14 protein-coding genes are annotated in these 15,246 nt (G+C 70.5%); 9 read left to right on the top strand and 5 right to left on the bottom strand.

Annotation, left to right across the window (positions count from 1 at the left end; all coding sequences use genetic code 11):
- Positions 1-133: 133 nt before the first annotated feature.
- A complete protein-coding gene (locus ACGF3C_RS20260; RefSeq protein ID WP_393224094.1) occupies positions 134-1,402 on the bottom strand; it encodes a hypothetical protein in 1,269 nt (422 codons plus the stop codon).
- 278 nt (positions 1,403-1,680) lie between these two features.
- Between ACGF3C_RS20260 and zwf the strand changes: the two genes are divergently transcribed.
- Positions 1,681-3,174 carry a glucose-6-phosphate dehydrogenase gene (gene zwf, locus ACGF3C_RS20255; protein ID WP_357203553.1) on the top strand — a complete coding sequence of 498 codons (1,494 nt, stop codon included), beginning with the start codon at positions 1,681-1,683 and terminating at the stop codon, positions 3,172-3,174.
- A gap of 199 nt (positions 3,175-3,373) precedes the next feature.
- Here the strand turns inward: zwf and ACGF3C_RS20250 are convergent, their stop codons facing one another.
- Positions 3,374-4,309 (bottom strand): EamA family transporter, encoded by a 936-nt coding sequence (locus ACGF3C_RS20250; RefSeq protein WP_393224091.1) that lies wholly within the window; start codon positions 4,307-4,309, stop codon positions 3,374-3,376.
- A 123-nt stretch (positions 4,310-4,432) separates the two neighbouring features.
- Between ACGF3C_RS20250 and ACGF3C_RS20245 the strand changes: the two genes are divergently transcribed.
- Positions 4,433-5,464, top strand: coding sequence for a LysR family transcriptional regulator (locus ACGF3C_RS20245; protein WP_393224088.1), 1,032 nt, complete (start codon positions 4,433-4,435; stop codon positions 5,462-5,464).
- Here the strand turns inward: ACGF3C_RS20245 and ACGF3C_RS20240 are convergent.
- Positions 5,379-5,609: a hypothetical protein gene (locus ACGF3C_RS20240; RefSeq protein ID WP_357224570.1), complete on the bottom strand. Its 231-nt coding sequence runs from the start codon at positions 5,607-5,609 to the stop codon at positions 5,379-5,381. The two genes, ACGF3C_RS20245 and ACGF3C_RS20240, sit on opposite strands and share 86 nt — an antisense overlap.
- A gap of 167 nt (positions 5,610-5,776) precedes the next feature.
- Here ACGF3C_RS20240 and ACGF3C_RS20235 point away from each other — a divergent pair, with 167 nt between their 5' ends.
- The 7 genes from ACGF3C_RS20235 (at position 5,777) to ACGF3C_RS20205 (ending at position 13,277) form a co-directional block, all read left to right on the top strand.
- Positions 5,777-7,000 carry a sensor histidine kinase gene (locus ACGF3C_RS20235; protein ID WP_393224084.1) on the top strand — a complete coding sequence of 408 codons (1,224 nt, stop codon included), beginning with the start codon at positions 5,777-5,779 and terminating at the stop codon, positions 6,998-7,000.
- Positions 6,988-7,644 (top strand): response regulator transcription factor, encoded by a 657-nt coding sequence (locus ACGF3C_RS20230; RefSeq protein ID WP_357235246.1) that lies wholly within the window; start codon positions 6,988-6,990, stop codon positions 7,642-7,644. Before ACGF3C_RS20235 ends, ACGF3C_RS20230 begins: the two co-directional genes overlap by 13 nt.
- A gap of 111 nt (positions 7,645-7,755) precedes the next feature.
- Complete coding sequence (locus tag ACGF3C_RS20225; RefSeq protein ID WP_393224081.1) at positions 7,756-8,517, top strand: ABC transporter ATP-binding protein; 762 nt, start codon at positions 7,756-7,758, stop codon at positions 8,515-8,517.
- Positions 8,514-10,976 carry an ABC transporter permease gene (locus ACGF3C_RS20220; protein WP_393224078.1) on the top strand — a complete coding sequence of 821 codons (2,463 nt, stop codon included), beginning with the start codon at positions 8,514-8,516 and terminating at the stop codon, positions 10,974-10,976. The genes ACGF3C_RS20225 and ACGF3C_RS20220 overlap by 4 nt, the downstream gene beginning before the upstream one ends.
- 184 nt (positions 10,977-11,160) lie before the next feature.
- Positions 11,161-11,562 carry a DUF4260 domain-containing protein gene (locus ACGF3C_RS20215; protein ID WP_393224075.1) on the top strand — a complete coding sequence of 134 codons (402 nt, stop codon included), beginning with the start codon at positions 11,161-11,163 and terminating at the stop codon, positions 11,560-11,562.
- A gap of 248 nt (positions 11,563-11,810) precedes the next feature.
- Complete coding sequence (locus ACGF3C_RS20210) at positions 11,811-12,830, top strand: aldo/keto reductase (protein WP_393224072.1); 1,020 nt, start codon at positions 11,811-11,813, stop codon at positions 12,828-12,830.
- 117 nt (positions 12,831-12,947) lie between these two features.
- On the top strand, positions 12,948-13,277 hold the full coding sequence (locus ACGF3C_RS20205) for a hypothetical protein (RefSeq protein ID WP_393224069.1): 330 nt from the start codon (positions 12,948-12,950) through the stop codon (positions 13,275-13,277).
- 144 nt (positions 13,278-13,421) lie between these two features.
- Here the strand turns inward: ACGF3C_RS20205 and ACGF3C_RS20200 are convergent, their stop codons facing one another.
- Positions 13,422-14,519, bottom strand: coding sequence for a tartrate dehydrogenase (locus ACGF3C_RS20200; RefSeq protein ID WP_393224066.1), 1,098 nt, complete (start codon positions 14,517-14,519; stop codon positions 13,422-13,424).
- Positions 14,516-15,205 (bottom strand): GntR family transcriptional regulator, encoded by a 690-nt coding sequence (locus ACGF3C_RS20195; RefSeq protein ID WP_393224064.1) that lies wholly within the window; start codon positions 15,203-15,205, stop codon positions 14,516-14,518. Before ACGF3C_RS20195 ends, ACGF3C_RS20200 begins: the two co-directional genes overlap by 4 nt.
- Positions 15,206-15,246: the final 41 nt, after the last annotated feature.

The following is a 15,246-nucleotide window of genomic DNA, read 5'->3' as shown; positions in this document are numbered from 1 at the left end:
GACTCCAGGCCGCCTCAATCCCCCTCGTACATGCCTAGGACTGCGCTGCCGGGCCGGAGTCAGGGACGGGCCGTAGGCGTGCCGACATGCTGCGCCCTTGACACATTCCGTACCGCTGCTTATGGGTTCTCGGTCACCTGGTCCGTTCGATGACGCCGGCGATGCCGAGGCCGTTGCGCGAAGCGGCGCCGCTACCCCAGAAGGACGAGCTGCCCGGGACGTTCGCCAGGGCATCAAGGTGCGGGTCACCGCCGCCGACCTTCGGCCCGTACTCCACAGTCCACCGGCCGCCGGTGTAGCGCAGCAACAGCGTGCCCGGGTACTCGATGTACGGAGGGATGGGATTCGTGCCACTGATCCAAACATTGCCGTTCGCATCACCGGCAACGGCGTACGCCCGGCCAGCAGGCGCCGGTCCGGCCAACCGCTGCCACGTTCGACCGTCCCAGTGCAGGATGACGGGCTTGGGAGCGGTGTCGTAGTCCTGCGTGCCGACGGCCCAGGCGTCGGTCGACGAGCGGGCCCACACACCCGTCAGTTGGGTGCTCGGAGTCGACGGCAGTGCCGCCACCTGCCACGCACCGCCGATGCGCTGCACAATCATGGGCTGCGGGTAGGGGGCGTCGGCGAGGTAGCGATCGCCGGCGGCGAACAGGCTGCCGTCCTGAGTGCTGGAAACCGCCCGCAGGACACCGTTGTGCTGCTCGGTCCCCGGCACGGCCACCCGGTTGAACTGACGGGTGTCGCCTTCGAGGACGAGCGGCCCGGAGCCGTCGTGGCCGACGAACACCGCCCGCCCACCGCCGGTGGCCGCCACGTCCAGCAGCGTGGAAGGCCCTGTAGAGGCGCCCAACGGCGTGTGTCCCGTCCAGGTCTGGCCGTTGAAATGTCCGGCGTACGGTTCGCCGTGGACTCCGAGGCCCACCGTCCAGACGTCCCCCTCGCTCACGGCAGCCGCCCTGTACAGCAGGAACGCCTCGTGCGGCAGCCGCTGTTCCGTCCACGTCCGCCCGTTCCACCGCAGCAGTGCGTAGGGCTCGTCGATCGAGTATCCGGTGTAGGTCGATGCCTGATATCCGACCGACCAGGCATCGTTCGGGCCGGTGGCGACCACGTCGGTCAACCGGCTGTCCTGGATCAGCGGAGGCACCGTCGCCTTCCACACCGACGGGATGGCGGCCACGCCTGACGTTGCTGGCAGGAGCAACACGCTTGCCGCCACCGCGGCGAGCGTCGCCGCCGATAGCCCGCGCCGTGCCAGTGATCGCATAATGGTCCCCTCCCGCACTGATAGCCGACCTTCAGCGTGACGCTCGTCGATGGATTGCGTGCACCCAGCTCGCCGCCCGTAACAAAGCCGTAAGAACACCAGGATGAACCGCCGCCGCCGAACCAGCGCCACGCCGCAGCCGCACCCTGGCGGTCCCGGGGCAGCCCGTCGGTTGACCTTCCGGGGGCTACCTGGCGACGATCATTCGTACCACCATCTCGTACGCCGGCAGACCGCACCGAATCCGACACCGAGAGGGCTACCCGTCAGCCCGGCATGCGACGCTCAAGCTTCACGACCAACGAGCCACGCCGTTGTGGCCCCCGGACACCACCGCCGTCGCCGCACAAGTCCCGGCAGGACAGTCCGCCCCCAATCCCACACCCCTTGTGCCCGGAGGAACGCAGACCATGGACCACGCTTCTCAGCTCATCCAGGAGCGGAGTGCCCCGCCGGCCACGCTGGTGATCTTCGGTGCCTCCGGTGACCTGACCCGGCGTAAGCTGCTGCCCGCAATCGAGAGCCTGGCTCGGCACGAGCGGCTCCCGGACCAGTTCGCGCTGGTCGGCGTCGCGCGTACGTCGATGACCGACGAGCAGTTCGCCGAGAGCGCCCTCGGTGCACGCACCCTCGCCAGCAAGCGCCAGCTCCAGAGCGGCGTGCGGTACGTGGCCGGCGGGTACGACGACCCGGAGACGTACAAGCGGCTCGTGGAGACCCTCGACGAGCTGGACGCACAGCGGGGCACGTCCGGCAACCGGCTCTTCTACCTGTCCACCCCCGCCGGGGCCTTCGAGCCGGTGATCAACGGACTGGCCGGTGTCGGGCTCAACCAGCCACGCGAAGGCTCCTTCTCCCGCCTGGTCATCGAGAAGCCGTACGGACGCGACCTGGCCACCGCCCGCGAGCTCGACGGCGTCGTGCACAGCGCGTTCGACGAGCACCAGGTCTTTCGTATCGATCACTATCTGGGCAAGGACACCGTCCAGAACGTGCTGGCGCTGCGCTTCGCGAACTCGATCTTCCAGCCCATCTGGGATCGCTCCTGGGTCGACCACGTGCAGATCACCGTCGCCGAGACCCTCGGCGTCGGCAGCCGCGGCGGCTTCTACGAGGACGCCGGCGCGATGCGGGACATCGTGCAGAACCACGTGCTCCAGGTCCTCGCGCTGGCGCTGATGGAGCCGCCGGCCTCATTCGAGGCTGAGGGCCTGCGCAACGAGAAGGTGAAGTTGCTACAGGCGATCCGGCTCCCCACCGACCGGGACATCGCCGAGGCCGCGGTCCGGGGACAGTACACCCGGGGCGGCACCCGCGAGGAGCTGATGGCCGGCTACCGCGAGGAGACCGGCGTCGACCCTCTGTCGCGGACCGAGACCTACGCCGCTATGCGACTGAACGTGGACAACTGGCGCTGGGCCGGGGTGCCGTTCTACGTACGCACCGGCAAGCGCCTGCCGGCCCGGCTCACCGAGGTGGCACTGCAGTTCCAGCGGCCGCCGCACCTGCCGATCCCGACCGATCAGCTCACCGGCCTCGATGCTGACGCGCTGATCCTGCGGATCCAGCCGAACGAGGGCATCTCGCTGCGTTTCGGCGCCAAGGTGCCGGGGCACTCCTTCCGGGTCCGCACCGCCACCATGGAGTTCTCCTACGACCAGACGTTCGTCGAGGAGTCGCCGGAGGCATACGAGCGTCTGCTCCTGGACGCGCTGATCGGCGACGCGTCGCTCTTCATCCGCAGCGACGAGGTGCAGCAGTGCTGGCGGATCGTCGACCCGATCATCGACCACTGGGAGAAGGACAACTCGCCGATCCCCACCTACGAGGCCGCCTCCTGGGGGCCGACCGACGCCGACCGGCTCATCGGCCGGCACGGCCGCAAGTGGCGCAACTCCGCGTGACCCCGCCAGAGCGGGCCCGGTCGATGTACGCAGCTCGGTCGGTAGGCGGGTATCGATCGAGTGCGGCGGTACCCGTCTCTGACCTGACCGCGACGAGGGAGGTGCCGACCACCGATCCCCGATCACCGGCCGGAGGGGCGCAGCACCGGCGTCAGCGCCTTGCGGGGGCCACCCCGCAGGGCAGGCGGCCGAGGGCGGCCTACGGCAGACGCCGCGCCGTCAGGACCGGAATGGCGTCGTCGGTCCCGCGGACCGGCACGGTGGCTTGGGACGACGACGGCCGTGGTAGGCGCACCGCACCGACCGCGACCCCGGAGATGACCAGCACGCTGGCCAGGATCGTGACGGCGGTAAGGGGCTCACCCTGGAAGACGGCTGCGGCGCCCAGACCGAACACCGGTATCAGCAACGCGTAGGGGGCCACCGCGGTGGCTCCGTGGATCCGGATCAGGTATCCCCAGATCGCGTAACCTAGCAGCGTCGCCACCCAGGCCACGTACACGGCGGCGACCACACCGGACACCGACAGCGAGCGCAGCGCGGCGAGGTCTTCCTGAACGCCCTCGAAGACGCCCGAAAGGATCAGCAATGGAAGGGGAGGAACCACGCTCACCCAGACCATGAACCGGAACATGTCCGGCGGGTTGGCCTTGCGGGTCGCGATGTTCGCCAGTCCCCAGCAAGCGGCAGCGGCCAGCACCAACAGGAACCCGACGACCGGCGTCGTCCCACCGAGCCGCGTGCCCACCAGGACGATCCCTGCCATGGCGACGCCCAGGCCGGCCAACTGCACCACCCTGGGCCGCTCGCGCAGCAGCAAAGTGGCGAGAACAATGGTGAACGCCGCCTGACTCTGCAACACCAGGGAAGCAAGTCCGGCCGGCATGCCGACGTGCATCCCGATGAAGAGGAAACTGAACTTCAGCACGCCGAGAACTGTTCCGACGATGAGAACCCACCGCCAGGCGACCCGTGGCGAACCGATGAATAAGACCGCCGGTATCGCGGCGAGGATAAAGCGCAGAGCGGAGAAGAACAGCGGCGGAAACTCTTTCAGGCCCACATCGATGACAACGAAATTCACGCCCCAGACCGCCGCGACGAAAACGACCAGCCCGACATGAGTCGGCTTCATCGCGATCTCCTCACCGCACATTCTCCTACCCGGCACGCGCCACCGGACCCGACCCATGATGTCTCATCAGGCGTCGCCGCCAAGGACCCAAAGGCTGACACTTTCTAATGGGAGTTCGTTAGCATGGCTTCATTACACGATCTGGGCCGGCTGCGTGCGCTGCACGCCGTGGCGGCCTTCGGTTCCATCAGCGGGGCCGCATCGGCGCTCGGCTACACGCCGTCCGCCGTGTCACAGCAGATCGCCAAGCTGGAGCGGGAGGCCGGCGCCCCCCTTCTCGACCGTGCGGGACGCCGGGTGGCGCTTACCCCCGCTGGGCAGATCCTCGCGCAGACGGCGGGAGAGGTGCTGGTGGCCCTGGAGCGGGCGGAGACCCGACTGAAACTGCAGCACGGAACGCCGACCGGCCGCCTCACGCTCGCCGCCTTCCCGACGGCCTGCCGAGGACTCCTGCCGGACGTGCTGGTGCAGTTGACCCGCCGGCACCCCGGCCTGGACCTCCGAGTGTCGGAGGTGGACCCGCTCCGCGGCGTCGACCTGGTGGCCGAGGGAGAGGTCGACGTCGCCGTCGTGCACGACTGGCACAACACCCCGCTGGTCCTCCCGGACGGCTTGCGGTGCACCCCGTTGGGCGACGACGTGGCCGACGTGCTCCTGCCGGCCGGGCATCCACTGGCGGGCCGGGACGAGGTTTCCGCCGATGACCTGGTCACCGAGCGGTGGATCAGCCAGCGGCCCGGATCGATGTGCCACGCGTGGCTGCTGCGAACTTTCGCCGAGCGGGGCCGGCAGCCCGACATCGCCTGCCAGGTGGACGAGTACCAGTCCCAGGTGTCGTTGGTGGCCGCCGGGCTGGGCGTCGCTTTGCTGCCCCGGCTGGGCCGTGGGCGCCTGCCGTCGGAGGTCGTGGCACTGCCGCTGCGGCCAACCAGCTCCCGGCAGATCATGGCCGTCTGGCGGGCGAGCACCAGCGACCGGCCGGCGATCACTGCCGCCCTCGACGCGTTGCACGAAGCATCCGCTGCTTGGACCGCCCACTGTGATTTCCCGAATGTCGTGATGTCCTCCCCTACGACTTCGGCGTCCGATTACGGCGGTGGTGGACGATCAGCGCGACCGCGCAGAGCACCGCCACCAGGCCGAACGCCGAGCTGACCCACTGGTTGTCCGCCGCGGTCGAGAGCACCACGTTGGCCGCCGCGCTGACGAAGAGCACCAGCCACAGCAACGGGCGCAGCAGGCCACCCGGCCTTTTCGGTGCGGCGACCGGGGTCTCGGTGATGCGGTACGGATCGGTCATGACTGCCTCCTTCGGCAAACGTTTCCTGACGCCGTCAACGCTAGGGACGCGGCGCGGCGGAGACGATCCCGCCAGCTCGACGACAGTGGTACAGCAGGCTGTACCTTCCGCCCCGACGTCGCCGGGCGGGGCCTACGGTGGCCTATGTTGGCGGTGGAGGTGGGTCGATGGCGTACGTGCGGGGCCGGGTTCGCGCCTCGGTCGACGCCTTGGAGCACCTCGTCGGAGGGCTGGGCACCGCCACGCTGGCGCTGGGCGCGCTGCTCTGGGCGGCGATCGTGGCGGTGACCTGCCTGGGCGGGGTGGGGCTGCTGGCGGCACCGGGTGCGTTGCGGGCGGTGCGCTGGGTGAGCGACCGCGAGCGGGCCCGGCTGTCCCGCCGGGGCGAGCCGATCCCCACACCGGGGCCGGTGCCGGCCGGGTTGCGAACGGCGACGCGCGATCCCTTCGTACGCCGGGAGCTGGGCTGGGTCGCGCTGTACTCGCTCGTCGGCTTGGTGACCGGGCTGGTCGGCATCGCGCTGCCGCTCTATGCGGTGCAGGACGGCACCTTCCCGCTGTGGTACCGGCTGGTCCCCCCCGACGCCGCGCCGGGGATCGTCTGGTGGCGCATCGATGGCCTGTCCGACGCGCTCTGGGTCGGGGTGCTCGGGGTGGGCTGCCTGGCCGCCGCGATCTGGTTCAGCCCGGTCCTCGCCCGTCTCCAGGCATGGCCGGGCCGGTGGCTGCTGCCTCCACCGCCAGGTGTCGACCTGTCGCTGCGGGTGGCAGAGCTGACCGCCACCCGCGCCGCGGCGCTGGACGCCCACGCGGTCGAACTGCGCCGGATCGAGCGGTCGCTGCACGACGGCACCCAGAACCGGTTGGTAGCTGTCAACGTGTTGCTCGGCGCTGCGCGGCGGGCCGTGCGCCGCAATCCGGACCGCGCCGACGAGATCCTCGGGCAGGCACAGGACGCTGCGGAACAGGCACTCGGCGAGCTGCGTACGGTGGTGCGCGGGATTCTGCCGCCGGTGCTGGACGACAGGGGTCTCGCCGGTGCGCTGACGGGCCTGGCCAGCAGCTGCGCGGTGCCCTGCCGACTGGAGGTGGACGTGGCAGTGCGGTGCGCGGCCTCGGTCGAGGCCACCGCGTACTTCGTGGTGGCCGAGGCGCTGACGAACGTCGTCCGGCACGGCGGTGCGAGCCAGGTGGACGTGGCCGTACGCCGCGAGCGCGGCCGGCTGCTGGTGAGCATCGAGGACGACGGGCACGGCGGTGCCAACGAGACACGTGGCTCCGGGCTGACCGGTATCCGCCGGCGGGTCGAGGCGTACGACGGCCGGATGACGCTGACGAGCCCGCCGGGAGGGCCGACCAGAATGGACGTGGAGCTGCCATGCGGATCGTGATCGCCGAGGACGACCCGCTGCTGCGTGAGGGGTTGGCGCTGTTGCTGCGGGCGGAGGATCTGGACGTCGTCGCCACCGCCGGCACTCCGGGCGAGTTCCTGGTCGCCGTCGACGAGCACGCGCCGGACGTCGCGATCGTGGACGTACGGATGCCGCCGACCCATACCGACGAGGGCATCGTGGCAGCGGTGGAGGCCCGGCGGCGGCGCCCCGGCCTCGCGGTGCTGGTCCTGTCGGCGTACGTGGAGCAGGCGTTCGCCACCGACCTGTTCTCGGTTGGCGCCGTCGGGCTGGGTTATCTGTTGAAGGAGCGGGTGGGCCGGGTCGAGGAGTTCCTCGCCGCGCTGAACCGCGTCGCGGACGGCGGCAGCGTGATCGACCCGGAGGTGGTGGCGCAGTTGCTCGCCCGCAACCGCCGGACGGACACGGCGCTGAGCGAGCTGTCGCCGCGTGAGCGTGAGGTGCTGGGGCTGATGGCCGAAGGGCTCGGCAACAGCGCGATCGCCCAGCGGCTGTTCGTCACCGACGGCGCGGTGCACAAGCACATCCGCAGCATCTTCTCGAAGCTTGAACTTCCACCGGACGACAGTGCCGACCGGCGGGTCACCGCAGTGCTGCGCTACCTCAACGGCGATCGGCGGTAGCGCCTGCTGTACCCGGACCTGGCAGCCCGCGGGATGGTCGCCGTTCTCCCACGTCAATAGCGTTTCTGGTGCGCGCAGTTCTTGCCGATGACACGGAGAGAGGCCACCAGAATGCCGGATTATCCGGACCAGACAACCGCACCGGCGGTACGCGTCGAACACCTCACCCGCGTGTACGACGCCGGCCCTGACCAGGTGACCGCGCTTGCCGGCGTCGATGTCAGCTTCGACCGTGGCACCTTCACGGCGGTGATGGGCCCCTCGGGCTCCGGCAAGAGCACGCTGCTGCAGACCGCGGCCGGGCTCGACCGACCGACCTCCGGTCGGGTGATGATCGGAGGCACCGACCTGTCCGGGCTGTCCGAGACCCGCCTGACCGAGCTGCGTCGTACCCGGATCGGGTTCATCTTCCAGGCATTCAACCTGATCGGCGCGCTCACCGTCGAGGAGAACATCGTGCTGCCCCTGCGCCTGGCCGGCGTCCGTCCGGACCGGGCCTGGCTGACCCAGGTCGTCGAGCGGGTCGGCCTCACCGACCGACTGCACCACCGGCCGGCCGCGCTCTCCGGCGGCCAGCAGCAGCGGGTGGCGATCGCCCGGGCGCTGGCCACCCGCCCCGAGGTGATCTTCTCAGACGAACCCACCGGCGCCCTCGACTCACGGACCGCGGCGGAGGTGCTGACGCTGCTGCGCGCGGTCGTGGACGAACACGGACTGACCGTGGTCATGGTGACCCACGATCCGATCGCCGCGTCGTACGCGGACCGCGTGCTCGTGTTGGCCGACGGTGCGATCGTCGCCGACCTTCCGCAGCTCGGAGCCGCAGGTATCGCCGAGCACCTGGCATCGCTGGATCGGCGGGTCCTCCGATGACCGGGCTGGCCGCCCGCCTACTGCGGCACCGCGCCGGCCCCTCCGCCGCGACCCTGCTGGCCCTGATCGCCGGCGTGCTGATCCTGGTGGCGATGGGCACCCTCGTCGAGTCCGGGCTGCGGTTCCGCCCGGAGCCACGGCTCTGGGCCACCGCCGACGTGGTCGTCGCCAACCGCACGATCACCCACACGTTCGAGGAGTTCGACGGCGAGACGAGCACCGTCACGCTGCCCGAGGGTGGCACGGTGGACGCCTCCCTGGTGGACCAGATCCGCCAGGTGCCGGGCGTCGCGGCCGTCAGCGGCGACGAAGGGGTGCTGATCGGCTCACCCGCTGCCGTGGGACACGGCTGGGACACGTACGCCTTCACCGGTCGTCCCATCGCCGCGGGTGCCGCGCCACGGGCCGACGACGAGGTGCTGGCCGACACCCGTCTCGGCGTGGCGCCCGGCGACCGCATCGACCTGGTCGTCGGCGGGGTCGGGCGGTCGTACCGGGTGAGCGGAACCGCCGAGACCGGTTCGGCGGCGGTGTTCTTCACCGACGCGCAGGCCGCCCGGTTGTCCGCCCACCCGGGCCGGGTGGATGCGATCGGCGTTCGGATGGCGCCCGGCGCGGACCTGGGCGCGGTACGCGAGATCGCGTCGGCGGCCGGCGCCACGACGTACGTCGGGAGAGACCGTGGGAACGTCGAGCAGTCGGAGGACCAGGCCGCCCGGACGTTGCTGGTCGAGGCCGGATCGGCTTTCGGGGGGTACGTCGTCCTGCTGATCGTCTTCGTGGTGGCCGGCACCATCGGGCTGTCCGTCCGGCACCGTCGACGTGACCTGGCGTTGCTGCGCGCGGTTGCGGCCACGCCGGGGCAGGTGCGCCGCATGCTGCTCGCCGAGGCCGCGCTGCTCGCTCTGCTCGGCTCCGCGATCGGCGGCCCGGCCGGCCTGCTGGCGGCCCGCTGGGTGCACGGCGAACTGGTCGGGCGGGGGTTCGTGCCGGCCAGCTTCCCGATGGCCGACGGCCTGCTCGCGGTGCCGGCCGCGGTCGGTACGGCGGTCCTCGTGGCGGTGCTCGCCGCCTTGGTCGCCGCACGCCGGATCACCGGGATCAAGCCGATCGAGGCGCTCGGTGAGATCGCTGTCGAGCCTCGGCGTAGCGGCCGGGTGCGGTTGATCGCCGGCGTGCTGACGCTGGCGGCGGCCGGCGCCTTCGGGGCGTTCACGCTCGGTGCCACCGGGTCGGCCGGGGCACTGGCCGGCGCGGTCGGCATGCTGTACCTGTTCGTCATCGCGGTGGCGCTGCTCGCACCGAGGATCAACGCGTGGGCGGCACGCCTGCTCACACCGTTGTTGCCGCGGGTGTGGCGGGTCAGCGGCTACCTGGCTGCGGCCAATCTGCGGGCCAACGCGCAGGGCATGGCGACCGTCCTGACCGTCCTCGTGCTGTCCGTGGGGTTCGGCGGCTCGGTCTGGTTCCTGCAGACCAACCTGGAACGACAGACCACCACGCAGAGCAGTGCGGGAACCCTCGCCGAGCGGGTGCTTGTCGCTCCGGGAGGACTGCCCGCGGACGCTGCACGGGAGATCCGCGAGTTGGCCGGGGTGCAGGCGGCCACCGGTGTGCGCCGTACGCAGGTGCTGGTGCGGACGCTCGACGGAATCGCGGTCAGCGCGCAGTCGGTCGACCCGGCGGGCATCACGTCGACGATGGACCTCGCCGTGCGCGAGGGCAACCTGGCCGACCTACGGGCAGGCACGGTCGCCCTGTCGGCGATGCAGGCGTCCTCATCCGGCTGGGACGTCGGCGACCAGGCGGAACTCTGGCTGGGCGACGGCACCCCGGTCACGTTGGACGTCATCGCGATCTACGGCCGTGGCCTCGGCTTCGGCGACGTCACCCTGGCTGCCGAGACGGTCGCCGGGCACACGGCCGGGAATACCAGCGACGAGGTCCTGGTCCGCGCCGGCCCGGAGGCCGACACCGCGTTGGCCACGTGGTCGGCTGGGCATCCGGGCACCGAGGTACTCGACGCCGCCGCCCGTACGCGCCTGGTCAGCACCGACCTGGCGCTCGGCGCCTGGCTGAACCGGCTGCTGATCGGCGTGATGGTGGGGTACGCGGCCCTGGCCGCGGCGACCACGATGGTGATGGCCGCACTGGCCCGCCGCCGCGAGTTGGCGTTGCTCCAACTGGTCGGGGTCACCCGCGGTCAGATCCGGAGGATGGTCCAGGCCGAACAGGCCGGACTGCTCGGCACCGCGGTACTGATCGGCGCGACGATAGCGGCGCTGACCCTGAGCGCGATCGTCAACGGACTGACCGGCAGCCCGATCCCGTACGTTCCGCCGCTCGGTTGGGTGGCGGTGCTCGGCGGCACGACGCTGCTGGCGCTGGCGACCACCGTGTGGCCGGTTCGACGGCTGCTCAGCGCCCCTCCCATCGACAACATCGGTGTGAAGGAGTAGACGTCCGGACGCGGGAGTGACGACGGGCCATCTGACCGACTCGCGGCGGCTGGTCGCCTTCGACGAGGCTGTTGTCCGCTAACGGAGCACGTGGGTCGTCACTCCCGGTCTATCCTCTTGCCGGGGTCAGGCCAGCGACGGGAAGACAACCCACCCGTGTCCCTGAGCGACATCGAGGTGTGAGATGCCGTATCTGAGTCCGGTCGCAGTGCAACGTGTCGAGGGCCTCGCCGTCGCGGCTCTGGCCGTCGTCGTGACCGTCACCGCCGGGTACCCGTGGTGGTCGCTGCTTGCCCTCTTCCTCGTCTTCGACCTGTCCATGCTCGGCTACCTGCGGGGGCCACGCCTCGGGGCCTTCTGCTACAACCTGGCGCACTCCTACACGCTGCCGGCTGCGCTGGGCGCGGTAGCCGTGGCCGCGGCCGGGTTCGGCAGCGAGATCGGCTGGCTCGGCATCCTGGCCCTTGCCTGGGTGTTTCACATCGCCGTCGATCGCGGCCTCGGCTACGGCCTCAAGACGGCCGAAGGATTCGAGCACACCCACCTCGGCTTGATCGGCAAGGCCAGAGGACGAAACCCGCTCTGACGGACATCCGGGATCAGGGGCCCTGCTTCAGTCCTCGTCCTGCCACCTGCGCTCCCGCTGGCGCGGGAGCGGTTGCTCCGCGCCGCTGTCGAGGCCGGCCACGGCGCGTTACCTCCGTCACTCCACTTGGCATCCGGAACCTCGTTCCGTATGTTGATTACCGGAACACCGCTCCGGTTGGCGGGCACACTGAACCGGGCGGGCTGCCACCAAACCGTGGACGTTGACCGTCTGAAGGAGTAACAGTCATGCAGTACCGCACCTTGGGTCGCACTGGTGTGCAGGTCAGCACCCTCGTGCTCGGCGCAATGAACTTCGGCAGGATCGGCAACACCACCCAGGAGGACGTCGCCGCCATCGTCGACGGCGCGCTCGATGCGGGGATCAACCTCATCGACACCGCCGACGCCTACAGCGGTGGCCAGTCCGAGGAGATGGTCGGCAAGGCCATCGCCGGCCGCCGCGACGACGTCATCCTGGCCACCAAGGCGACGCTGCCGATGGGCGACGAGCGCAACCAGCGGGGCGGCTCGCGCCGCTGGCTGATCACCGCGCTCGAGAACAGCCTGCGCCGCCTCGGCGTCGACCACGTCGACCTCTACCAGATGCACCGGTGGGACCCGACGACCAGCGACGACGAGACGCTGTCGGCGCTGACGGACCTGCAGCGCGCGGGCAAGATCCGCTACTTCGGCTCCTCGACCTTCCCTGCCTACCGCATCGTGCAGGCGCAGTGGGCCGCCCGCGAGGGGCGCCTGAGCCGTTACGTCACCGAGCAGCCGAACTACTCGATCCTGCAGCGGGGCATCGAGACCCACGTGCTGCCCGCGACCCAGGAGTACGGCATGGGCGTGCTGGCCTGGAGTCCGCTGGCGTCGGGCTGGCTGTCCGGGGCGATCCGCGCCGACCAGGAGATCAGCACCAACCGCTCGGGCTTCATGCAGCATCGCTTCGACGTCAGCATCCCCGCCAACCGCGCCAAGCTCGACGCCGTCGAGCAGCTCGCGAAGGTTGCCGACGAGGCCGGCCTCAGCATGATCCAGCTCGCGCTCGGCTTCGTCACCGCGCACCCGGGCGTCACCAGCGCGATCATCGGTCCCCGTACGATGGGCCACCTCAGCTCGCAGCTCGCCGCCGCGGACACGGTGCTCTCGGCCGACGTGCTGGATGCGATCGACGCGATCGTGGCTCCCGGCGTCGACCTCGCCGCCCACGAGAAGAACGACACCCCGCCCGCTCTGCTCGAGCCGGCGCTGCGCCGCCGCTGATCACTCGGCACGCCAGCGACCAGACGGCAGGCGGACGTACGCCTACGCGTCCGCCTGCCGCTGACCCGCCGCCCCGCCAGACCTTGCAGGCACGCGCCGAAAGGAAGAGCTGACCCCATGCCCAGCAAGCCCTCGTCCAGCTTCGGGCTCATGACCGCCCCGATGCAGGTCGACTACCACGACATCCTGCGGGTGTGGCAGGAAGCGGACGCCATCGCCGAGATCGAGCACGCTCTGCTGGACCGCTACTGCGCCGCCATCGGCCGCGACCCGGCGTCGATCACCCGCTCGATCAACCTGCCCGTCTCCTACGACCAGCCCCGGCTCACCCGCGACGCCGTCGGCAGGGCGATCGGCGCGGGCATCGGGCACATCGTGCTGACACTGCCGGCGCCCTACCCGGCTGGCGTCGCGCGTTGGGTCGCCGACGAACTCATCATCCCGTAGACCGCATGACCGCATGACCGCCTGACCGGCCGGTCCCGGTCGATCTCCGAACCGGGCGGCCTGGGTCAGGTGATGGAGCGGCTGACTCCGAGTGGTCGGGCACCGCCGGCCACTACGTTCAGCCGGTTGAGCGGGACGACGAGTTCATGCGGTGCCGGACGGGCGTTCGCTGACCCTCTCGGCGATCGCTCGGCCCAGCTCCGCCGTCGTGCCGGTGCCCTGCAGGTCGGGGGTCAGAGGCGCCTGTCCGGGCCCGTACGCCAGGACGTCCTCGACCGCGCCGAGCAGGTGGGCGGCGGCCTCCGGATGGCCGAGGTGCTCCAGCATCATCGAGCCGCACCAGATCTGGCCGATCGGGTTGGCGATACCTTTGCCTGCGATGTCGGGTGCAGAGCCGTGGACGGGCTCGAACAGGCTCGGGTGCTCACGCTCAGGGTTGATGTTGGCGCTGGGGGCGATGCCGAGGGTGCCGGTGCAGGCCGGGCCGAGGTCGGAGAGGATGTCGCCGAACAGGTTGCTGGCCACGACCACGTCGAACCACTCCGGATGGAGCACGAACTGCGCCGCGAGCGCGTCGATGTGGAACTTGTCCAGGCGAACATCGGGGAACCGCCCGCCCATCGCGGCCACCCGCTCGTCCCAGTACGGCATGGAGATGGAGATGCCGTTGCTCTTGGTGGCGGACGTCAGGTGCCGTTTCGGGCGACGGTTGGCCAGCTCGAAGGCGAAGCGCAGGACACGGTCGACGCCGACGCGGGTCATGATCGTCTCTTGCAGGACGGTTTCCCGGTCGGTGCCCTCGAAGATCCGCCCACCCACGCTGGAGTACTCGCCCTCGGTGTTCTCCCGGACGACGACGAAGTCGATGTCGCCGGGGAGCCGGCCGGCCAGGGGGCTGCGGACGCCGGGCATGAGCCGGCAGGGGCGCAGGTTCACGTACTGGTCGAAGACCCGCCGGAACTGCAGGAGGCTGCCCCAGAGCGAGACATGGTCGGGTACGACCTCCGGCCAGCCCACCGCGCCGAAGTAGATGGCGTCGTAGCCACGCAGCGTCTGTTCCCAATCGGGCGGCAGCATGTCGCCGTGCCGCTGCCAGTAGTCGGCGCTGGCGAAGTCGAAGCTGTCGAAGTCGAGCGTCAGGCCGAATCGACTCGCCGTAGCATGCAGCGCGTCGAGGCCGGCCGGGACGACCTCCTTGCCGATGCCGTCACCGGGGATGACGGCGATCCGGTGCGTGGTCACGGCACCTCCCGAAGCGCTGCGAGGCCGCCCTGCGAGTCCTCGAGTGCGATGCGTTCCGCGGCGGCGGAGTCGCCCGCGCGGAGCGCCCGGACCAGCGCCCGGTGGCTGGTGTATCGCTCCAGGCCGAACGTGTTGTCCTCCGCCACCCGTTGCAGAAGCAGCTCGCGGCGTTGCGGGCGGGAGAACACGCGGCTCTGCTCGAGCATCCGGATCAGCACCGGGTTGTGTGCGCAGGCGCTGACCGTGTCGTTGAACTGCTGCATGCTGTCGAGCAGCTCGGTGAGGTGCCGCTCGACCGGCCCGCCCTGCCCCGACCGCTCCTTGAGGAGGATCAGCAGGTCGTCGGCGCGGTCGAGAATGGCGTCCAGCGCGTCGAGCTGCTCGGCGGTGGCGTGTCGGGCGGCGAAGCGGGCGACGAGGCCACGCAGGCCGACCTCCACCTCGGCGAGGTCGTCGATGGCGGCGTCGCGGATGGCGGCGACCAGCACGGTACGCGGGCCGATCCGCTCGATCAGCCCGTCGAGCTCCAGCCGGCGCAGGGCCTCGCGGACCGGTGTCGGGCTGACCGCGAGGCGCTCGGCCATGCCGCGCTCGGTGACTTTTTCTCCCGGGGCGAGTTCGCCGGTGGCGATCGCGGTGCGGACTTGTCGGTACGCCTGATCGGCGAGCGTCCCGGCTGTCGTCATGGACGCACTCTAGCGCATGAGATAGCAAGCTCGTTTGCAAC

The organism is Micromonospora sp. NPDC047762 (assembly GCF_043204655.1).
Lineage (GTDB): Bacteria > Actinomycetota > Actinomycetes > Mycobacteriales > Micromonosporaceae > Micromonospora.
This window is presented reverse-complemented; position numbering and strand designations above follow the sequence as displayed.